This is a genomic window from Plesiocystis pacifica SIR-1 (assembly GCF_000170895.1).
Taxonomy (GTDB): Bacteria; Myxococcota_A; Polyangia; order Nannocystales; family Nannocystaceae; genus Plesiocystis; species Plesiocystis pacifica.
Genome location: NZ_ABCS01000032.1, coordinates 1 through 19666, shown reverse-complemented (window position 1 = coordinate 19666; position 19666 = coordinate 1). Strand labels below are relative to the sequence as shown.

General features: G+C 71.7%; 19 protein-coding genes. 12 read left to right on the top strand and 7 right to left on the bottom strand.

The window, feature by feature from the left end:
* Positions 1 to 152 precede the first annotated feature (152 nt).
* Positions 153 to 863 carry a (d)CMP kinase gene (cmk, locus tag PPSIR1_RS17855; protein WP_006972511.1) on the bottom strand — a complete coding sequence of 237 codons (711 nt, stop codon included), beginning with the start codon at positions 861 to 863 and terminating at the stop codon, positions 153 to 155.
* 296 nt (positions 864 to 1159) lie between these two features.
* Between cmk and PPSIR1_RS17850 the strand changes: the two genes are divergently transcribed.
* The 10 genes from PPSIR1_RS17850 (at position 1160) to PPSIR1_RS17805 (ending at position 10486) form a co-directional block, all read left to right on the top strand.
* On the top strand, positions 1160 to 1393 hold the full coding sequence (locus tag PPSIR1_RS17850) for a DUF4266 domain-containing protein (protein WP_006972510.1): 234 nt from the start codon (positions 1160 to 1162) through the stop codon (positions 1391 to 1393).
* A gap of 7 nt (positions 1394 to 1400) precedes the next feature.
* Positions 1401 to 2591, top strand: a complete 1191-nt coding sequence (locus PPSIR1_RS17845) for a DUF3570 domain-containing protein (protein ID WP_006972509.1) — start codon at positions 1401 to 1403, stop codon at positions 2589 to 2591.
* The gene (locus PPSIR1_RS17840) at positions 2545 to 3678 is read left to right on the top strand and encodes a hypothetical protein (RefSeq protein ID WP_006972508.1); all 1134 of its coding nucleotides are present in this window, start codon (positions 2545 to 2547) and stop codon (positions 3676 to 3678) included. The genes PPSIR1_RS17845 and PPSIR1_RS17840 overlap by 47 nt, the downstream gene beginning before the upstream one ends.
* Positions 3675 to 4088 (top strand): hypothetical protein, encoded by a 414-nt coding sequence (locus tag PPSIR1_RS17835; RefSeq protein WP_006972507.1) that lies wholly within the window; start codon positions 3675 to 3677, stop codon positions 4086 to 4088. Before PPSIR1_RS17840 ends, PPSIR1_RS17835 begins: the two co-directional genes overlap by 4 nt.
* Positions 4089 to 4279: 191 nt before the next feature.
* Positions 4280 to 4570 (top strand): YfhL family 4Fe-4S dicluster ferredoxin, encoded by a 291-nt coding sequence (locus tag PPSIR1_RS17830; protein ID WP_006972506.1) that lies wholly within the window; start codon positions 4280 to 4282, stop codon positions 4568 to 4570.
* 97 nt (positions 4571 to 4667) lie between these two features.
* Positions 4668 to 5702 carry a lysylphosphatidylglycerol synthase transmembrane domain-containing protein gene (locus PPSIR1_RS17825; RefSeq protein ID WP_006972505.1) on the top strand — a complete coding sequence of 345 codons (1035 nt, stop codon included), beginning with the start codon at positions 4668 to 4670 and terminating at the stop codon, positions 5700 to 5702.
* Complete coding sequence (locus tag PPSIR1_RS17820; protein WP_006972504.1) at positions 5695 to 6726, top strand: lysylphosphatidylglycerol synthase transmembrane domain-containing protein; 1032 nt, start codon at positions 5695 to 5697, stop codon at positions 6724 to 6726. The genes PPSIR1_RS17825 and PPSIR1_RS17820 overlap by 8 nt, the downstream gene beginning before the upstream one ends.
* Positions 6723 to 7457, top strand: coding sequence for a queuosine precursor transporter (locus PPSIR1_RS17815; RefSeq protein ID WP_006972503.1), 735 nt, complete (start codon positions 6723 to 6725; stop codon positions 7455 to 7457). The genes PPSIR1_RS17820 and PPSIR1_RS17815 overlap by 4 nt, the downstream gene beginning before the upstream one ends.
* Positions 7454 to 8782, top strand: a complete 1329-nt coding sequence (locus PPSIR1_RS17810; RefSeq protein WP_006972502.1) for a hypothetical protein — start codon at positions 7454 to 7456, stop codon at positions 8780 to 8782. The genes PPSIR1_RS17815 and PPSIR1_RS17810 overlap by 4 nt, the downstream gene beginning before the upstream one ends.
* 42 nt (positions 8783 to 8824) lie before the next feature.
* A complete protein-coding gene (locus tag PPSIR1_RS17805; protein ID WP_157595674.1) occupies positions 8825 to 10486 on the top strand; it encodes an FG-GAP repeat domain-containing protein in 1662 nt (553 codons plus the stop codon).
* Between the two features lie 8 nt (positions 10487 to 10494).
* Here PPSIR1_RS17805 and PPSIR1_RS17800 read toward each other — a convergent pair whose 3' ends face one another.
* On the bottom strand, positions 10495 to 11349 hold the full coding sequence (locus PPSIR1_RS17800) for a class II glutamine amidotransferase (RefSeq protein ID WP_006972500.1): 855 nt from the start codon (positions 11347 to 11349) through the stop codon (positions 10495 to 10497).
* Positions 11350 to 11371: 22 nt separating this feature from the next.
* Positions 11372 to 12127 (bottom strand): TVP38/TMEM64 family protein, encoded by a 756-nt coding sequence (locus PPSIR1_RS17795; protein ID WP_157595673.1) that lies wholly within the window; start codon positions 12125 to 12127, stop codon positions 11372 to 11374.
* 74 nt (positions 12128 to 12201) lie between these two features.
* On the opposite strand from PPSIR1_RS17795, the gene PPSIR1_RS48000 reads away from it, so the two are divergent.
* Complete coding sequence (locus PPSIR1_RS48000; RefSeq protein ID WP_157595672.1) at positions 12202 to 12909, top strand: hypothetical protein; 708 nt, start codon at positions 12202 to 12204, stop codon at positions 12907 to 12909.
* The gene (locus PPSIR1_RS17790; protein WP_157595671.1) at positions 12842 to 14065 is read left to right on the top strand and encodes a WD40 repeat domain-containing protein; all 1224 of its coding nucleotides are present in this window, start codon (positions 12842 to 12844) and stop codon (positions 14063 to 14065) included. The genes PPSIR1_RS48000 and PPSIR1_RS17790 overlap by 68 nt, the downstream gene beginning before the upstream one ends.
* 12 nt (positions 14066 to 14077) lie before the next feature.
* Here PPSIR1_RS17790 and PPSIR1_RS17785 read toward each other — a convergent pair whose 3' ends face one another.
* The 4 genes from PPSIR1_RS17785 to PPSIR1_RS17770 form a co-directional block, all read right to left on the bottom strand.
* Complete coding sequence (locus PPSIR1_RS17785; protein ID WP_006972497.1) at positions 14078 to 15376, bottom strand: hypothetical protein; 1299 nt, start codon at positions 15374 to 15376, stop codon at positions 14078 to 14080.
* A gap of 275 nt (positions 15377 to 15651) precedes the next feature.
* Entirely contained in the window at positions 15652 to 17034 is a 1383-nt protein-coding gene (locus PPSIR1_RS43050) for an alpha/beta hydrolase (protein WP_157595670.1), read from the bottom strand.
* Complete coding sequence (locus tag PPSIR1_RS17775; RefSeq protein ID WP_006972495.1) at positions 17031 to 17432, bottom strand: hypothetical protein; 402 nt, start codon at positions 17430 to 17432, stop codon at positions 17031 to 17033. The genes PPSIR1_RS43050 and PPSIR1_RS17775 overlap by 4 nt, the downstream gene beginning before the upstream one ends.
* 176 nt (positions 17433 to 17608) lie before the next feature.
* On the bottom strand, positions 17609 to 19666 hold a 2058-nt coding region (locus PPSIR1_RS17770; protein ID WP_006972494.1), incomplete at its 5' end, for a coiled-coil domain-containing protein.

The following is a 19666-nucleotide window of genomic DNA, read 5'->3' as shown; positions in this document are numbered from 1 at the left end:
CTCGTCGGGGCCGGTGCGACCCCCGAAGGAGCCGTCGACAAAGGCGACGCCCGCGGACCTGGGCCCGAGCGCGCCGCCGCCACGGGCGAGAGCGACCCGGAAGCTAGGGAACTCCCCCGGGCCTGTCAAACGGCGCACAGCCTGTGAGTCGCCTAAACAGGCGAGGCGCGCACGGCCGCGAGGATGTGGGTCACGACCTGCTCGACGCCCATCTCGCTCGAGTCGACCAAGGTCGCGTCGTCGGCCTGGCGCAGGGGCGCACTATCGCGTGAGGAATCCCGCTGGTCTCGCACGCGCATTTGCGCCTCGACCTCGCCCACGGAGGTCTCCGCGACGCCCTTGGCGACCAGCTCGCGGTAGCGCCGATCGGCCCGCGCCCCAGAGGAAGCCGTGAGAAAGAACTTGTGGGGCGTGTTGGGGAACACGACCGTGCCCATGTCCCGGCCCTCGGCGACGCAGCCTCCGGCCTCGACGGCCTTCGCGGCGATGGCGCGCTGGATGCCGAGCAGCGCCCCCCGGACCGCGGGCAGGCTGGACACCCGCGAGGCGCCCTCGGACACCTCCGGGGTGCGGATCACCGCGGTCACGTCGGCCGATTCCGGCGCGCGCACGAGCACGCGCTGGGGGCTGTCGGGCTCGCTCGCCGGGGCGGGCACGAACTCGATGCGCAGGGACTCGGCGAGGGTGGCCAGGGCCGGCTCGTCGCCCCAGTCGACGCCGCGCTCGCGGGCCAGCCAGGCGAGGCTGCGGTAAATCGCGCCGGTGTCGAGGAGGGCCGCGCCGAGCTCCCGCGCCACGGCGCGAGCGACGGTCGTCTTTCCGGCCCCCGCGGGGCCATCGATCGCAATCAGAGGACCGGCCATCGCCGGGACCCTACACGATCCATGGCGAGCCTGTGCCGCGCGAAATCCCAGCGCTCCGCGGGGCAGGTCACGGCCGCTCTCGGCGAGTCCGCGCTCGTCGACGCGCAAACCCCGGAGCTCGAGCTCGGTCCGCGGTCCCCAACGCGCAACGAAGGGGCCGCCCGCGCGGCGATGGAGCCAGGCCGTGGAAGGTCGCTCGGTCCAGAGCCAACGCGCCCGGGCGTCGAGCCAGACACCAAGCGCAAATGTCCGCCCGGGCTTGCCCACGTGGCCGTCGGTCGTGCAGGCTGACCCCCATGCGCGCCACTTGCCTCGCGCGGCCGCTGGCCCTCGTGACCGTCGTCTTCCTCGGCGTCGCGCCCTCGGCCTGCGTCACCGTTTCGCCCCACGAGCGCGGCGTCCTCGCCCAGCCCGAGATGGACCCGGCCGGGGACGGCCTCGAAGAGACCTTCCACAGCCACATCGAGTCGGCCCGTGAGGCCGGCTTTGGCGGGCACGGGGCCTCGGGCGGTGGCTGCGGCTGTGGCTGAAGCGCCCATGCGTCGCGCGCTCAACATCCTGCTGGCGGCGCTGATCGTCGCCCTCGTCGCGTTCGCCCCCGGGCAGCTCACCGGCCAGGTCGGCCACGCCGAGGACCGCGTGACCGTGCGCGGCAACTACTACCGCGAGACCTCCACGCGGGTGCTCCAGCCCATGGTCACCTTCCGCAAGGAGCTGCCCGACGAGCGCCTGACCCTCGAGGCCGAGTACCTGCTCGACGTCATCTCCTCGGCCTCGATCGGCGCGGGCGCCCTGGCCCTGGGGGGCGATCGGGTGTTCACCGAGATGCGCCACGAGACCAGCCTGCGCGCGTCGACCAAGATCGAAGACTGGTCCGCCACGGCCTTTTACCGCTACTCGACGGAGACCGACTACACCGGCAACAACTTCGGCTTCGGCGTGTCGCGGGAGTTCCTGCAAAAGACCGCCAACGTCTCGCTGAGCTACTCGACCAGCTTCGACCGGGCCTTCCGCATCACCAACAACATCGGCGCCAACTCCCCGTGGCTCAGCAGCGGCGACACCAACTTGCTGCGCATCCACTACCTGTCCGCGGGCTACAGCCACGTGCTGACCAAGCACCTCGTGGCCGGCGTGAACCTCGAGGGCATCCACGCCGAGGGGCCCCAGGACAACCCCTACCGGCGGGCCCGCAACGGCGACGCCGAGATCCACCCGTGGCAGCGGACCCGCGGCGCCGCCTCGGTGTGGGCGCGCTACGCCATCCCCAAGGCCAAGATGGCCCTCGAGCCGCGCTACCGCTTCTACGCCGACAACTGGTCCGTGGAGGCCCACGCCATCGACCTGCGCGCGCATTTTCGCCCCATCAAACACCTGCAGATGCGCCTGCGCTACCGCTACTACACCCAGTCCGAGGCCTATTTTTGGCGCAACGACGGGGTCTGGGACATCGACTACCCCTGGCGCAGCGACGACCCCAAGATGACCCACTTTTGGTCGCACACCGTGGGCGGGCGATTGATCTGGGAGCTCGATGGCGTCTCGAAATTCCAGGGGTTAGGATGGCTCGACGGTGCGTGGATCGAGGCCACCTACAACCATGCGTTCGTGCGCTGCAAAGAGCTCTCGTCGGTCTGCATCGATCAGGACTTTGGCTACGGCACGGTTCGGTCGACGCGCTTTGGCGACCACCGCATCGGCAACCTCGCGTTCTCGCTCGCGTTCTGACGCGGCCCGGATCGGGCTGCTCGTCGCCGCGCTGAGTCCCGCGCTCGCCTGCCAAGGCGGCGCGACGCCCAAGCGCGAGGTCGTCGCCCAGCTCGCGGACGGCTCGGCCGAGGACGCCCTCGTGGTCGACCGCGAGGTGGTCGAGGCCATCGCCGCGCGCGAGGGCATCAGCGAGGCCGAGGCCGCCGAGCGGGCCCTCGACACCCTGCGCCTGGTCGCGGCCCGGCGGGCCGAGCTCGACGCCCTGACCACGCCCCCCGAGCACCCCGACGACCTCGACCCGGCCCGCCGCGGCCACCTCGAGCGCGCGGCCATGGTCCGGCTGTGGCTCGAGCGGGAGTTCGAGCCCACGCACCGCGCCGAGGACATCCCCGGGCGCACCGTGGCCGCGAACATGGAGGACGTGCGCGTGACCCAGCGCCTGTTCCACCCCGAGCTGTGGGTCATCTGCCAGACCCTGATCGTGCCCGGCGAAGAGGTCGCGGGCCGCAACGCCCCCGTGCCCGGCAGCGCGCTGGGGGCCAAGGTCGCCAACCAGTTCGCCGAGCAGGGCGCGCCCGAGCGCAGCCCCGACCCCGCCCTCGAGGCCGCCTGGCACGCCAAGGCCGCGACGATCTTCCAGCCCGTCGCCGACCGGGTGCTCGCCGTCGAGGACCAGCTCGGCGACGACTGCGAGCTGTTCGGCAAGATCATCGGCGGCACCCGGCGCGACTTCCAGCCCGCCTCGGACGGCGAGCTCGGCGGCTTCCGGATCCGCTTCGAGAAATTCGTGTTCGCCCCCGAGGAGGTCGTCGACATCAACGCGCAGTGGCTCGAGGCCGTGACCGCCCCGGGCAAAGCTGGCCTCGTCGGCCCCTTCCCCACCGACTTCGGCGAGCACCTCGTGCTCGTCGCGCGCATCGACCCCGCCCAGCTCGCCGACGGCTCCGCGCCCCCCGACGAGCTGCGCGCGGCCCGAGAGGCCAAGCTGCGCGAAGAGATCGCGGCGAGCTGGCGCATGGGAGAGTTCCGCGCGACGCTCGAGGCGATTCGCAAGCGCCGAGTCGTGCGCTTCGCCCCGGAGCTCGAGAGCAGCCCTGAGCCATGACCAACGCCGCCGACAGCCAAGAGGACGCCATCGACCGCGGGGTCAGCGAGTTCGGGGAGATCCTCGGCGAGTTCATCGAGGGGGTCCCTCACGCCCTGGGCATCGTGCTGTCCGACGGGGTCGACGACACCATCGACACCGCCCACCGGCCGGCCAAGATCGAGTCCATCGACGTGTGCATCGCCGGCGCGCAGGTCGGCCAGGCGATGTGCCGGCTGACCATCGACACGATCATCTTCGGCCTCGGGCGCGCGCTGATCGTGCTCGAGAGCGACGAATTCGTGCTCATGTCCAAGCTCCTGTGGGAGGAGTATCTGGTGACGAGCGTCCTCGATCCGAAGGTGAACATCGCGCGCGCGATGCGAGAATTCGAGGAGGTCGCGGACAAGACCCTCGCGCTGCTGCGCTGACGCGTCGGGGTTGCTGCGCACGAATGGCTCCGAACTCCGGCCAAAGGCGCGCCCGGGGACGTGGATGTCTTGATCTCTACGGCGCCACGGGTACACTCGCGCCTGGGACGTCAGAGCGCGTGGATGCGCTCCCACACCCCGACCGCTTCGGCACGGACCCCCAACGACGAGAATCGAGCAGGAGAGAGACGATGGCCACCCACATCACCGAAGAGTGCATCAACTGTGGCGCTTGCGAGCCCGAGTGCCCCAACGAGGCCATCTCCGAGGGTGAGGAGATCTACGTGATCGACCCCAACCTGTGCACCGAGTGCGTCGGCTTCCACGAGTACGAGGCCTGCCAGGCCGTGTGCCCCGTCGAGTGCTGCCTCCCCGACCCGGAGCGCAAGGAGACCGAGGACACCCTCATCGCCCGCGCCCGCGTGATCCACTCCGACAAGGACTTCGGCGACTCCTTCCCCAGCCGATTCCGGAAGAGCTGATCCTCCCCAGGCGCGCGCGAGACGAGAGCGCGACATGACGCAAGAGCGAAAGAGGCGAAGCACCCGCGCGCAGTGGTGGCTTCGCCTCTCGCTTTCGGTGGTCATCGGCGCCGGCTTCGTGTTCGCCCTCGTCCGCCGCATCCAGTTCATCCCCGACGACCCCTGGCTCGCGCCCTGGGTCCTGCCCGTCTACCTGCTCACCCTCGTCGGCTACTTCGTGTTCCGAGCGGGGCGCTGGCACTACCTCGTCGAGCCCCTCGCCGAGGTCCCGCTCGAGACCACGCTGACCGTGTCGATGGCCGGGACCATGTGGATCATGGTCCTGCCCCTGCGCCTGGGCGAGTTCGCCCGGCCGATCTTCCTGGCCGAAAAGAGCGAGGTGACCATGAGCCAGGCCCTGGGCACGGTGGCCATCGAGCGCATCGTCGACGGCCTCGTGGTCTGCGGGCTGTTCTTCGCCTGCCTGCCCCTGCTGCCCGAGGTCAGCGGCGAGCAGGCCAAGGCCGTCGCCGAGCTGCGCGCGGCGGGGCTCGTGGCCACGGGCGCCCTGGCGGCGGTGCTCGTCGTGCTCATCGCCATGGCCCTGGCCCCGGGCAGCGTCGGCCGCCTGGTCTCGGCCACCCTCGGCCGCGTCGTCCCGCCCATGGCCGACAAGCTCGAGGGCCTCGCCCGCGGCCTCGCCGAGGGCCTCGCCGCCCTCCCCTCCTTCGGCGCGCTGTTCAAGTTCCTGGCCGGGACCCTGGCCTACTGGGCCTTCAACGCCCTCGGGACCTGGCTGCTCGCCCGCGGCTGCGGCCTGGACCTGAGCCTCGCCGAGGCCTCCGCGGTCATGGCCGTGCTCGGCATCTCGCTGCTCTTGCCCGGCGGGCCGGGTCAGCTCGGCATCTTCCACACCGGGCTGCTCCTGGGCCTGAGCATGTTCGCGACCGAGGCGATCATCCTCGACCGCGGCAGCGTGTTCATCTTCTGGATGTTCGTGACCCAGCTGTCCATGGGCGTGCTGCTGGGGATCCTCGCCCAGCGCCGCCTCGACCTCGACTGGCGCCGGGCCTTTGGGCTCTCGGCCGAAGCGGACACCGAGCCCGACCCAGCCCCCGATCCAGCCCCCGATCCAGCGAGCATCGATGGCTGACGACGCGCCCAAGGCGAGCCTGCCCACCTGGCTCAAGAGCACGCTGCGCGCGGTCCTCGGGCTGATCTTGTTCGCGGCCGTGCTCTCGTGGCTGGCCCCGGACTGGGCGGCGCTGCGCGACCGCGTCGAGCTGCACCCGGGCTGGATCGCCGTCGGGCTCCTCGGCACGACCCTGGCCAGCGTGGTCACGGCCGCGCGCTGGCGCCTGCTGGCCGAGGCCATGGGCGGCACCCGCCTGCCCTACGTCGCCTACTTCTACGGCCTGGTCGTGACCCGCTTCATCGGCCAGTTCACCTCGACGCTGGCCATGGACCTCGTCGGCCGCGGCGTGGCCCTGCGCTCGGCCGGCAGCGATCGCAGCCTCGGCCACGCGGCGATGCAGGTCGTGCTCGAGCGCCTCTTGGACCTGGTCCTGCCCGTGGTCTTGCTCGGCTGGGCCCTGGCCCTGCGCCAGGGTTGGTTCGACCCGCTGTTCGGTCCGGAGCTCGCCCCGGGCCTGAGCTTGCTGGCCTGCGCCGCCGTGTTCATGGCCCTGGCCATCCCCCTGCTCGCCCCCGGCGTGCGCGTGGCGCTGTGGGCATACCTCGGCCTCAAGGGCCTCCTCGCCCGGCTGCGCGGGCGCGAGCCCAAGGACGCCGCGCCCCTCGAGACCCCGCCCATCACCTTGACGCTGAGCAGCGCCGTGGCGCTCTACAGCGTGCTGCGCTTCGCCACCGTGGTGCTCCAGTTTTGGGGCATCGCCCGGGCCGTCGGCCTCGACATCGGCTGGGTCGACATGACCGCGGCCACGCCCATCGCCCAGCTCGCGGGCATGCTCGGCTTCACCCCCGGCGGCCTCGGCATCCTCGAGGTCGGGTGGGCCGGCGGCCTCGGCTGGGTCGGCCTCGACGCCGTCGCCATCAGCTTGTTCGTGCTCGCCCAGCGCCTCGGCGTGATCACCTTCTTCGGTCTGCTCAGCGCCCTGAGCTGGCCGCTGTCCCGCCCGCCAACCAACCCAGAGGCCGCGGAGGAAGCCCAGCCATGACCGAAGCCGAGCCCAAGGCCGTCCCCATGGACGGCGACCTCTACGAGCAGCTCTACCTCGCCCTCGCCGGGCTGTTCATCGCGGCCCTGGTCGCCTGCAACCTCATCTTCCAGAAGTTCTTCGTGCTCGAGGTCCCGCTCCCCGGCGGGCACAGCTACACCTTCAAGCAGTCCGTGGGCATCATCGCCTACCCCCTGACCTTCCTGGTCACGGACATCCTCTCGGAGATCTATGGCGCCCGCCGGGCCAACCAGGTGGTGTTCGCGGGCCTGGCCGCGAGCGTGTTCACCACGCTCTTGGTCGAGCTGTCCGACCAGGCCCCGAGCGCCGAATTTGGCATCGGCGACGCGACCTTCCACGAGGTCTTTGGCCTGTCCAAGGTCGCCGTGTTCGCCTCGATGATGGCCTACCTGACGGCTCAGTTCATCGACATCCGGCTGTTCCACTTCTGGCGCCGGCTGACCAAGGGCAAGCACCTGTGGCTGCGCAACAACGCCTCGACGATCACCTCGCAGGTCGTCGACACCTTCGTGGTCCTGGCCCTGCTCGCCAGCTTCGACGCCGCCGGCATCACCTGGACCAACATGTGGCCGCTGTTCGTGTCGGGGCTGCTGTTCAAGTGGGCCTTCGCGGCCATCGACACGCCGCTGTTTTACCTGGCGGTCCACCTGCTGCGCCGGCGCTTCCCGGACCAGGTCGCGGCCCTCGACGAAGACCTCGGGAGCGCGTGACCGACACGCCCCGCCGCTTCGAGCTCCCGCCCACGGACGACAAGCCCGGGCGCTTTTGGGAGATCCGGGTGGTCGAGCGCCGCTGCGAGCTGCGCTTTGGCGCGCTGGTTGAGGCCAAGGGCAGTGGCCTCGCCAGCGAGCGCGAGGTCGAGACCCGCGTCGAGCACTTCAAGAGCCCCGCGAGCGCCCAGGTCAAGGCCAAGACCAAGGTCCGCCGCAAGCTCGAGGCGGGCTACGTCGAGCGCGAGCTCCGACCCAGCGCAGACAGCCAGACCCGCGCGGCCCTCGAGCGCGCCGTATGGGACGCGCTCGACGACACCACCGCGCGGGCCGTGTACGCGGACTACATCCAGGGCGAGCGCCCGACCCTCGCCGAGCGCGTCGCCCTGAGCCTCGCCCTCGAGCGAGACGACACGCCAGCGGACCAGCGCGAGGCCCTGCGCGCGCGTCTGTACGCCCTCGACGCGCAGCGCGAGGACTGGCTCGGCGCGGACCTGGGCGAGCTGAGCCGGCGCCGCGGCTTCGCCGAGGTCGCCTCGCTCGAGTACCGCCACGGCATGCTCGACGCCCTCCGGCTGCGCTCGCCCCAGGTCTACCGCCCCCAGTGCAGCCTCGACGCCGTGCTGACCGCGGCCCTCGCCAGCCCCGCGAGCCGCTTCCTGCGTACCTTGACCCTCGGCCTCGCGGCCGGCGGGCGGGGCAACGAACTCGAGCTCGCGGCCCAGCGCGTGGTCGAGTCGGGGCTCCGCCCGGCCCTGCGCAGCCTCGAGATCGACTGCCTGTCCCACGGCAGCCCGGACTTCGAGCTCCCCCTGCTCGAGCGCTGCCTGGCCTTCGCCCCCCGCCTCGAGCACCTGGATCTGCGCGGCACCTTCCGCCTGAGCCGCTCGAGCGCGCACCCGCGCCTGCGCGACCTCAACCTCAACTTTGGAGGCGACGGGGCCAGCTGGATCCCGCGCATGGGCGGCCTGAACATGCCCGCGCTCACCACCTTGCGCGTGCGCTGGGCCCCTCGGGGTCGCTACCACAGCCGCGCGAGCGAGCTCCACAGCTGGTTTCAAAGCGCCTCGCTCCCCGCCCTCGTCGAGCTCCACCTCGAGCTCGGCGACGCGGGCAGCGAGGCCCTGCGCGAGCTCTCGCATGCGCCTTTGTTTGCCCAGCTGCGCCGGGTCTCGGCGTCTCGAACGGCCAACCGGGCGGCGACGCTGATCCTCGACGAGCCCGAGCGCTTCGCCCACCTCGAGCGCCTCCACCTCCGCGGCGGGCGAGTCCACGGCATGATTCGCCGAGACCTCCGGGCCCTGCCCTTCGTCGTGTTCCAGTGAGGGCTCCAGCCCGGCTGAGTCCGCCGCGCTATCATCGCGCCCATGCGCACTCACCGACTCCCAGGGACGCTCCTGTCGATCTGCGCCGTGCTGGGCGCCATCGCCTGCGCCGACGACGGCCAAGAGGGCGGCGGCGACGAGTCCCAGGCCGACGCCGGAGAGCCCATCGAGCCGCCCCCGCCCTCGTGCGACGCCGTGTCCAGCGGATCCGCCGAGGTCCTCGCCCCGGTGTTGCGCGCGACCTTGCCGGGCAGCTGGGACGAGAACTGGCTGGCCTCCCCCGCCCTCGTCGACGTCAACGGCGACGGCCTGCTCGACATCGTCGCCCCGCGCCACTCGGTCCTCTACGTCTACGACCACGCCGGCGCCTTGCTGTGGCAGACGGCCTGGTCGCACAGCGCCTCCGACTCGCCCGAGCACGGCACCGTGCGGATGTGGCCCTCGGCGGCCGTCGGCGACCTCGACGGCGACGGCGACGTCGAGATCGCCGTCTCGGCGCACCCCGACGACGCGGGCCTCAACGTCGCCGTCTACGACCACGGCGGCGAGCTCCTGCCCGGCTGGCCCCAGGCCTACGCCGACGCCGAGGTCCGCTCGATCGCCGCGGCCGACGTCGACGGCGACGGCGCCCACGAGATCCTGATCACCAAGCAGGCGAGCGGACCGGCGACCAACGTGTTCGAGCTCGACGGGACCCACGCGAGCGGCTGGCCCCAGGTCGGCGAGTGCACCGCCCCCGAGGGCGACTGCATCGACTACGGCGGCTTCAACCAGAACATCGGGGCCGGCGACCTCGACGGCGACGGCGTGCTCGACGTGGTCTCGACCTACGACGCCATCGGCTTCGGGGCCTGGCGCGGCGACGGGACCCCCCTCGAGGCCCACCCGGACTTCGCCGACAGCTGGGTGACCGGCGTCGAGGCCTACCACGACCTCGCCCTCGCCATGCAGGGCTGGGGCGAGGGCGACCGCTCGGAGTTCACCTACTCGCCCCCCGTGATCGCCGACATCGACGCCGACGGGGAGCACGAGATCGTGCTCGGCGGCGACCACGAGCACAGCGCCTCGACCGACAACCAGGGCGTCAGCACCTGGGTGCTCAACGCCGACATGACGCGCCCCGAGGGCTGGGCGTGGCCCAAGGACAGCGGCCCGCCCCTGGTCTACGACAACCTCGGCCACAACATCGTCCCGACCTACCCCGCGCCCTCCGTGGGCGACCTCGACGGCGAGCCCGGGCTCGAGATCCTGATCCCCGCCTACGACGGCCTGCTCTACGCCTACCGCAGCGGCGGCGAGCTGATGTGGACCTACGGCTTCGGCTCCCAGAGCCCCTTCGTGGGGGCGAGCGAGGCCCTGATCGTCGATCTCTCGGGCGACGGCTCCCCCGAGGTGCTGTTCACCACCTACGCCAGCGGCGAGCCGCGCATGCCCGAGGCGCCCGCCCACCTGATCGTGCTCGACGCGGGCGGCAACGAGCTGCACGAGATCGAGCTGGCGCACCGCGGGTCCATGGCCGCGCCCTCGGTCGCAGACCTCGACGGCGACGGGCAGCTCGAGCTGGTCATCTCGCTCAAGGACGCGCTGGGCGGGCCCGATGGCGGCGTGCAGATCTGGGACCTGCCCGGCTCCGCGGACAATTGCGTGCTGTGGGGCACCGGCCGCGGCGACGCCCTGCGCACCGGCTACGTGCCCGCGGACTAGGGGGTCCTCTACAAGGCGACGGTCTGCACGCTGCGATCGGCGTCGACGGCCACGACGTGGTTTTGGGGCACGGCCTCCCACCCTTCGCGGTCGCCCAGCGGCTCCGAGGCGATGAACACCGCGGACTCCTCGGCCGGGCACGGGACCACGCGCCCGGCCCCGGACTCGACCACCAGGGCCCCGCGGGCGACGTAGAGCGAGTGGGCCGGCTCCGTGCCCGGGCTGACGAAGCGGCTGACCAGGGCCCGCTCGCCGTCGGTGAACGCGAGGTTGAGGTAGGACGGCGCCTCGACCTTCTCCTCGACGCGCAGCGCCTCGAGGGTCGCGATGGCCTCGCGCAGCGCCTTTTGCCCGCGCTCGAGGGGCCGGTCCGCGAGCGCGGCGTGGGCTTCCCAGCGATCGCTGACCACCGCGAGCACGTGCTCGGAGTCCGTCGAGCCGGCGATGGCGTCGTAGGCCGCGTCGCTGAGCCCCTGACGCAGGCGCCGACGCAGCTCGCCAAAGCCGCCCACGGAGCCGTTGTGCATGAACGCGAAGCGGCCGCGGACGAAGGGGTGGCAGTTGCCCTGGGACACCGCCAGGCCCGGGCTGGCCGCGCGCACGTGGGCGAGCAGGCAGTGGCTGCGGGTGACCGGGGCGAGGTTGAGCAAGTTCGCGTCGTTCCACGCCGGGCTGATCGACTTGAACACCGCCGGCGCCTCGCGCAGCTCGGGCACGTACCACGCGACCCCGAAGCCGTCGCCGTTGAGGGGCTCGGCCCGCTCCTTGGCGTCGTAGCTCTGGTGGATGAGCGAGTTGCTCGGCTCGGTGACCAGCTGGCTCAGGCGGATCGGCGGCCCGAGGTACATCGCAAAGCGGCACATCGGGGCGATGGTAGCAGCGCGCTCAGGGCTCGCTCTCGTTCTCCTCGCCCATGGCTCCGCGCAGCGCCCGGCGTGCCACCCGGGTCACGACCACGGTCATCGCCAAGGTCGCGACCAGCGAGAGCACCTGCACCGCCCGGGTCTGCGGGCTCACCGGGACGTCCGGGTTCATCGACAGCTGCCCCACGGTCGCGCCGATGTGCGCCCACATGAAGGTCACCGGGATCATGCCGAGCATGCTGCCGAGCACGTAGTGGCTCAGGCGCACCCGGGTCACGCCCAGGGAGTAGTTGAGGATGTTGTTGGGGATCGCCGGGGTCATGCGCAAGAGCAGGCACAGCCAAAAGCCCTGGTCCTCGATGGCCCGGTCGAGGGCGACGAAGCGCGGATTTTGACGCACCCGGGCCTCGACGGCGCCGCGGAACAGGTAGCGCCCGCTCAGGAAGGCCAGGGTCACGCCGACGGTCGCCGTGGGCACGACCACCGCCGTGGCCACGAGCGGCCCCCAGACCACGCCCGCGCCCATGGTCAGCGGGAAGGTCGGGAGCATCACGACGACGGCGGTGATGTAGCTGCCGGCCATGAGCGCGTCGCCGCCGGGGCCGGCCTCGCGGGCGAAGGCGATGCCCTGCTCGACCGCGGCCTCGAGCTGGCCCGTACGACTGGCCCACAGGCCCGCGAGCAGCAGCAGGCCCAGACCGATGAGACCGAGCACGGCCCGGTATCGGGGCGGCGTCGAGGGGCTCGGGTCGACGGACTCGGGGGCGGGCGAGGACACGGCGGCGCGCCAAGCCTGCCACAGCTGGGTCCGACACCCAACGGCGCCCCTGGATGTCCCCTATGCTTCGTCGCGTGAGCAGCAGCTTTTTGGCCCTGGAGCCCGCCGCTGCGTCGGGCGAGAGCCTGGCCGCGGTCGAGGTCTTGCTCGACGCGCTCGAGGCCGGGGGCGCCCTGGGCACGGGCGGACGCGTCAGCCAGCTGCGCTCGGAGCTCGCCGCCATCGCCCGCCAGCGCCTGGGCGCTTGGACCCTGCGCCCCGAGGTCGCGCTCGTCGATCTCTACGCGAGGACCCTGCACCTGCCCGAGCTCGCCGACGCCCGGGCCCGCTGGGCCGAAGCCCTCGACGCCCGCGGGCCGTGGCTCCAACCAACCCGGCCGTGGCCCACCGACGCGCGCGTGCTCGCCCAGCTCGACGCCGGGCCGCGCCTGCCCCTCGAGCGCCTCGACCACCTGCGCTTCGAGGGCGAAGAAGTCCTCATCATCGGGCTCGTCGACGCGCCCGAGGGTGAAGTCCCGGGGGGACCGGCGGGACGCCGACGCCCAGCAGTGCGCGTGGACCTGGGCCCAGGGCGAGGTCACGGCCCGGGACGAGCGGGCCCCCTGCGAGCCGCGGCGCGTCGCCGACCCCCGCTTTCGTCGTGGCCAAGACGCGCCCGAGTTCATCGCCTCGCCTGGCGCCGAGCCCCGCCCCCTCCCCTGGCCCGACATCGGCGTGGCCGAGGCCACGCTGAGCGCCGACGGCCGAACCATCTACGTGTACGGCTGGGCCGGCGACGGTGAAGGCGTCCTCCGCCTCGTCGACGCGGACAGCCTCGAGGTCCGCCAGCACCACGAATTCCTGGACTCGGTCACCCGGGTACTCGAGGGCCCCGGCGGCGAGCTGTTCGTTGCGACCCATGGGGAGCGATGCATCCTCGACGCCTCCGGGCGGCCCCGCTGGACGCGAGCAGGGGGTGCCGGCCGTGTCGCGTGGAGCCCCAGCGGCCGCCTCCTCGCCGACGGCGACAGCGCGTGCGTCGAGCTCATCGATACCCACCACGCCCCCGACGAGTCCGCCTCCCCGCTCGCTGGCCTGCCGCCGATGTTCGACCCCGACGGCCAGCACTTCGTCGTGGGGCGAACGCTCTACGACGGTCACAGCGGCGCCGTCCGGGCGCAGCTCGACCCGAGCTTTGGCCGCTACCTCGAGGGCGGCCCCGCCTCGCCACCGTGGCACGTGGGCACGGAGCTCATCATCTGCAACCACAGCCGCCTGCAGCTATGGCGCGCCGTGGACGGCAAGTGGCTGCCCACGGACGGACAGCTGCGGGTCCCGCACTGGGAGTCCATCGCCTACTCCCGCAGCGGCCGGCACGTGGTCCACGGCAGGCACCGCCGGGTTCGCTTGCGCGAGCTCCCTTCGCTGGCGACGCTGGCCTCGCTGGACCTCACCGTCGACGTCGACGCCCTCGGCCTGTCCCCGGGGGGCGAGCTCGTCGCGGCCTTCGGCGAGGGCCGCGTCGAGCTGCGCCATCGCTCGGGGGCGCTCTTGCACACCGAGCCCGTGCTGACCTCGGCGGAAGTGGACGAGCGCTCGCCGGACGACTTCCGGCTGGTGTTCTCCGCGGACGGCCGCCACCTGCGGCTGCACATCGCGGCTGGCGAGGGGCTCGACTGGAGCCTCGAAGGTGCCGAGCGCGGGCACCCCTTCTTCCAGCCCGCCGTGAACGCGGCCTGGCGCATCGACGGCGACACCGTCACGCGCGTCCCAGGCCCGCCGCCCCAGGACTTGCAGCTCCCCCCAGGCTGGACCCTCGAGGACGGCCCGAGCACCGTGTTTCGCCACGCCGACGGGGCCACCATCACGCTGCCCTGCGCCGGGCCGTGGACGAGCAACCCGCTGGACCCCCGCGTCCTCGGGAGCGCCAGCGGGCTGTTCATCTTCCGCGGGTTGTGAGTCGCCGAAGCGCTACTCGATGGGCGGCGGCGGCGGGGGAGCCTCGCCGTGGCACACGCCGATCTCGAGGATGATGTAGAGCAGCACCAGCTCCTGCGGCGTGAGCCCCTGATGCTCGAACTCCGTGGTGTGGTAGGTGCTGAACATCATCCGGCCGCAGCCCCACTGGCCGCTGACGGTCATCGGCCGCTCGGTGTTGCTGTCGGTGCACGCTCCGCACGGCCCGCTGACCCACTCGTGGTGGCCGACGTTGACGTCCTCGCCCTCTTCGTTTTGCACGAAGATGTCGTGGATCATGTCGAGGCCCGACCAGTTGTCCTCGAGGGTGACGCTGGGCAGGTTGTTGAGGGTCGGGCTGCCCCCGCCGATGTCCTTGAGCCCCGGCGGCAGGGCGCTGAGCCACGCGAGCAGGTCGGGGTCGGTGATGGTGCCGTGGGACTCGTAGCTGCCCAGGTCCGGGTAGTCCGGGTCGTGGAAGTCCTGGTAGTCCGGGAAGGGCTCGTAGAGGTACTCGTTGGCCCAGTCGGTCACGTACCACTTGCCGCCGGCCTCGGTCCACGAGCGGATGTTGTCGAGGCGGTTCGCCGGCTGACCCAGGCCGCCCTGGGACATGCAGGGCACGAAGATGATGTGGTAGCCCATCATCGCGTCGAGGTTGTCGAGGAGCTGACCCTCGCTGTAGGGGTCGAGGACGTCGAACTGCTCGGTGCCGTCGACCAGCGCGCCGTAGCTGTCGATCTGGCCCAGGCCGATCTTCGCCAGCAGATCGTAGATCGAGTCGTTGAAGGTCTCGAACACGGCGATGCGCGGGATCCAGTGGCCCGCGGCCGGGTTCCACTCGCCGGGCAGGCTGCTGTCGACGGCCGGGACCTGCACGTCGCCCTGGGCGACGTCCATCTCGGTGACGTGGAGGAACTGCCCCTTTTGGACCACGAATTTTTGGCCGGGGCCGGCGACCGCGGGGAGCTCGAAGCTGCCGTCGGGCTCGGTCAGCACGTAGTGCTTTTCGCAGGGCAGCTCGACGCACTCGGCACAGTAGACGCCGTCGGGCACGGGCTCGGGATCCTCGTCGACGAGGTAGACGAGCGCGCCGCTGATCGGGATCTCGAGGTTGGGCGCGTACACGGTGCCGGTCAAGGTGGCGTTGGGCGTGGGCAGGTGCTCGGGACCGCACTCCTCGTCGCCGCCCTCGTCCTCGGCCCCCTCCTGGCCGCCGCCGGTGGTCAGATCGAGCTTCGGCGAGGTCTCGCCCTCGTCCCCGAGCTCGTCCGCGGCGGTCGTGTCGATCCCATCCTCGCCGAGGGTGCTCACCCCGTCCGTCGCCGTGGTCCCGTCGCCGCGCTCACTGCCACCGCAAGCCGCGACGAACCCAAACGCCAGCGCTACCCATGCTTTCGAATCGCCCATAGCCACGACAGTCGACCACGAGTTCGACTCTATGCGGCGAGCAAACTCTCAGAACGGTCGCTTTGTTGGGGACACCGCAATCTACGCAAACGAGTGGATTGCGCCCCTTCATTTCCCCGTAATCCATGCAGTTTGAACTACTCTCAAAATCCCAAACTGTCCGGGAGTGCGCCCGGCGCTCAGGGCCACCAGTCGTAGAGCGCGGGCAGCAGCCGGTCGGCCCAGGCGGGCTCGCTGTGCGGCGCCCCCGGATCCCAACGGTAAAAGAGGTCGTCCTCGTCGACCCAACCGAGCGCGCGCAAGCCGTCCGCGAACGCGACGTTGTCGCAGTAGTTGTCCGAGCCGTCGCCGGGACAGCCCATGCCCGGGCCGCCGCCGGAGTCGACGTAGACCCGCAGCCCGACGGGCGGCTCGTCCAGCCACGCGTCGAGCAAGGTCGGGTTGTCGAGCTCGAAGCTGCCCCAGCCGAGGGTCCCCGACATCGACGCCGCGTTGCCAAAGCGCGCGCGGTGGCGATGCCCGATGTACAGGCTGACCAGGCCGCCCAGCGACGAACCCATGACCCCGACCTGACCGGGCGCGCTCGCGGCGGGGTAGCGGGCCTCGACGAAGGGCTTGACGCCGTCGGCGAGGAAGTCGGCGTACTCGTCCGCGCGGCCGCCCACGGGCGCCCCGTCGAGGGCGTCGAGCACCGGCGTGTACTCGTCGAAGCGCGCGGGGGTGTTGTCCACGGCGACGACCAAGATCGGCTCGAGCAGGGCCTGGGCCACGGCCGCGTCGAGGGTCTCGCCCACGCGCCATCCGCCAAACAGCGCGTTGGGGTCGAACAGGTTCTGGCCGTCGTGCATGTAGAGCACGGGCAGCAGCTCGTCGCCCTCGACGTCGACGCCCGCCGGCACGAACACCGTGACCGTGCGCGCCTCGAGCTGGCCCGCGCCCATGTCAAAGGCCGGCCAGCGCTCGTGGTGGCTGCGCTCCGGCAGGGCGCCGAGCTGCGAGTACTCGCCGAACTCGTCCCAACCAAAGCGCCGGGCGAGGGGGTCGGCGACGTAGCTGCCGTCGATCACGAGCTTGTAGAGCCCCGTCGGCGCCCCGCCCAGGTCGATCACGGCGGCGTAAAAGCCCGGCGCGCGCTCGTCGAGGCCGTGCTCGTCGCCCTGCCAGCCGTTGAAGTCGCCGGCCACGGCCACGGCCTGGCCCGGCGCGCCCACGAACACGACCGCGAGCTTCCCCTGTTCGACGATCGGGAAGCCCCGCTCGCCGTAGCTGACCGCGCGTAGGAATTCGTCGATGGCGGCCTGCCCCGCCGCGCTCCCGCCCTCGTCTCCAAGCAGCCCGAGCAGCTCCTCGAGGCGCTCGCAGTCGCTCGGCCCCTCCTCGGGCAAGTCCGGCTCGGGCTCGCCCGACTCGCCGCCCTCCGTCGACTCCTCTGACTCGCCGACCTCGTCCGACCCGCCCAACGTGTCCGAGCCTGGCGTGCCCGACTCGCCCTGCCCGTCCTCGGGCGAGCAGGCCCACAGCGCGCCGACCAAGGCCAGCGGGAGCGAAGGTCGGCGCGTCATGGCTTCGGCGGCGCCAGCTGCTTCCCGTCTTCGCCGATCAACGCCCCGGGTTGCTGCGGCGCCAGCTGCTTCCCGTCCTCGCCGATCAGCGCCCCGGGCTGCTTGGGCGCCAGCTGCTTCCCGTCCTCGCCAATCAGCGAGCCCGGCTGCGTCGGCGTCACCTGCTTCCCGTCCTCGCCGATCAGCGAGCCCGGCTGCGTCGGCGTCACCTGCTTCCCGTCCTCGCCGATCAGCCCCTTGCCCTTGCCCTTGCTGAGCGCCGACGACCCAAAGCCGCCCATGCCGCCCTCGACGGGCGCCTTGTCCCCGCTCTCGACTCCGGCCGGCTGCGCGCCGCAACCGATGAGCCCCCAAGCGGCGGCGAACACGACGACGAACGAGCCAGACAACCAGCGCATGCCGCGATCATGCCACGTCAACGACTCGGGGCGGCATCAAATCCACGCCCCCGCTCGCGGGGGCGACCCCATGCCCTCTCCAAGGCACGAGCCCCATTGCCCCACGACCAGAGCGGAGGAGCGGACAGCGACGAAGCGCCCCCGGTCCCGAGCCGCCCGTGGGGGCAAAACAGCCCTCAGCTGACCATCGACTCGGCGACGGCCCGGCGCATGTTGACCGAGACCAGCTTCGACACGCCGCGCTGCTGCATGGTCACGCCGTAGAGGCGGTCGGCGATCTCCATGGTCCGCTTGTTGTGCGTGATGATGATGAACTGCGTGTCCGCGGACAGCTCGCTGACCATGTCCGAGAAGCGGCCGACGTTGGCCTCGTCGAGGGGGGCGTCGACCTCGTCGAGCAGACAAAAGGGGCTGCTCTTGATCAGGAAGATGCCGAAGATCAGGCTGACCGCGGTCAGGGCCTTCTCGCCGCCGGACAACAGCTCGAGGGAGGCGACCTTCTTGCCCGGGGGCTGGGCGAGGATGTCGACGCCGGTGGTCAGCATGTCCGAGGGGTCGGTCAGCACCAGCTTGGCCTGGCCGCCGTTGAACAGCCGCGGGAACAGGGTCTGGAACTTCTCGTTGACCTTCTCGAAGGTCTCGGCGAAGCGCTCCCGGGTGGTCTCGTTGATCCGGTCGATGGCCTCCTGGAGCTGCTCGATGGCGTCCTCGAGGTCCTTGCGCTGGCCCGTGAGGTACTCGTAGCGGCCCGAGACTTCCTCGTACTCGGCGATGGCCGTCAGGTTGACCTCGCCCATGCGCGAGAGGATGCGCTTGAGCTCCTTGACCCGATCGCGCTGCTCTGGGGTGACCAGGCCGCGGTCGTGGAAGTCGACCAGCAAGGTGCGCAGCTCGGCGTCGAAGCGGTCGGAGACGTCGGCCTCGAGGTGCTGGCGCTCGAGCACCAGCTCGCGCAGGCCGAGCTCGACCTCCTGGAAGCGCTCGCGCTCGTCCTCGAGCGCCGTCCGCAGGTTGCGGATCGCCAGCTGCAGCTCGTCGACGCGGAGCACCGCCGCCTCGTGGGCCTCGACGGCGTCGAGCTTGGCGTCGCTCGCGACCTTGTGCTCGTCGAGCAGGGCCGCGTGCTCCTCGACCATGGACTCGATGGCCTCGCGCAGCTCCTCGATGCGCTGGACGGCCTCCTCGGCCGCCAGGCCCAGGCGCTTGGCTCGCTCGCGCTCGCTGTGGATCTGCTTGCGCAGGCGCTCGCTGGCCGCGGCCAGGGCGTTGCGCTGCTCTTGCCAGCTGGCGAGCTGGACCTTGAGCTCGGTGAGGGTCTCGCTGACCGTCGAGCGCTGCTCGTCGAGGGCCTCGACGCGCTCCTCGAGCTCGCCGGCGGTCTCCTCGAGCTCCGGGATCAGCTCGCGCAGCTCGGCGAGCTCGCCCTCGAGGTCGACGCGCTCGTCCTGGCGCTGCATCAAGGTGGTCTCGAGGGTCGCCCGGTTCTCGCGCAGCTGGTGGAGCTGCCGGCTCAGGCGGGCGCGCGCCTCCTCGATGGACGAGACCTCCTGCTGGGCGCCGACCCGGGCCTTCTCGGCCTCGAGCACCTCGCCCTCGCTAGCCTCGCGCCCGCGCTCGACCTCGTCGAGGCGCTCGGCGAGGCCCTGGCGCTTGTTGCTGGCCCGCTCGAGGTTGGCCTCGAGCTCCTCGACGATGGCCTGGAGCTCGCCGATCTCGCGCTTTTGCTGGAGCAGCGCCGAGTCGATGGCGTCCGAGGCCCCGCCGACGACGACGCCCGTGGGCTCGATGCGGTCGCCGTCGAGGGTCACGAAGGTGTGGGGCACGAGCTGGCCGGCGGGCAGCTCGGCGCGCAGGCGATGCCACAGCTCGAGGGCCCGGGACAGGCGATCGACGACGACGCTCTCGCCGAACAGGGCGTCGACCAGGCCGCGCAGCTCGCCCCCGACTTCGACGAGCTCGGCGAGGCGACCGACCACGCCCTCGCGGCCCTCGAGGCCGAAGGCAGGCGGGCTCGGCGGGTTGGGCGCGGCGGCCGTGGGTTCCGGGTCGGGAGCGGCCGCGCTGTCCTCGGTGGGCGTCGGGCTCGGGCGCGCCGGGCCCCGACCGTCGGTGACCAGAGCCTCGAACATCGAGGCCTGGACGGCCTCGGCGCGCGGCGACTCGAGCAGGTTCGCCGGGGCCGCGTCGCTGTCGACGACGGCCTCGCGGACGCTCGGCTCCCCAGGCTCCGCGGG

Bases quoted from the DNA above. Each gene is read 5' to 3' on its own strand.
- cmk (WP_006972511.1), bottom strand. From the start codon at position 863: ATGGCCGGTCCTCTGATTGCGATCGATGGCCCCGCGGGGGCCGGAAAG.
- PPSIR1_RS17850 (WP_006972510.1), top strand. From the start codon at position 1,160: ATGCGCGCCACTTGCCTCGCGCGGCCGCTGGCCCTCGTGACCGTCGTC.
- PPSIR1_RS17845 (WP_006972509.1), top strand. From the start codon at position 1,401: ATGCGTCGCGCGCTCAACATCCTGCTGGCGGCGCTGATCGTCGCCCTC.
- PPSIR1_RS17835 (WP_006972507.1), top strand. From the start codon at position 3,675: ATGACCAACGCCGCCGACAGCCAAGAGGACGCCATCGACCGCGGGGTC.
- PPSIR1_RS17830 (WP_006972506.1), top strand. From the start codon at position 4,280: ATGGCCACCCACATCACCGAAGAGTGCATCAACTGTGGCGCTTGCGAG.
- PPSIR1_RS17820 (WP_006972504.1), top strand. From the start codon at position 5,695: ATGGCTGACGACGCGCCCAAGGCGAGCCTGCCCACCTGGCTCAAGAGC.
- PPSIR1_RS17815 (WP_006972503.1), top strand. From the start codon at position 6,723: ATGACCGAAGCCGAGCCCAAGGCCGTCCCCATGGACGGCGACCTCTAC.
- PPSIR1_RS17805 (WP_157595674.1), top strand. From the start codon at position 8,825: ATGCGCACTCACCGACTCCCAGGGACGCTCCTGTCGATCTGCGCCGTG.
- PPSIR1_RS17800 (WP_006972500.1), bottom strand. From the start codon at position 11,349: ATGTGCCGCTTTGCGATGTACCTCGGGCCGCCGATCCGCCTGAGCCAG.
- PPSIR1_RS43050 (WP_157595670.1), bottom strand. From the start codon at position 17,034: ATGACGCGCCGACCTTCGCTCCCGCTGGCCTTGGTCGGCGCGCTGTGG.
- PPSIR1_RS17775 (WP_006972495.1), bottom strand. From the start codon at position 17,432: ATGCGCTGGTTGTCTGGCTCGTTCGTCGTCGTGTTCGCCGCCGCTTGG.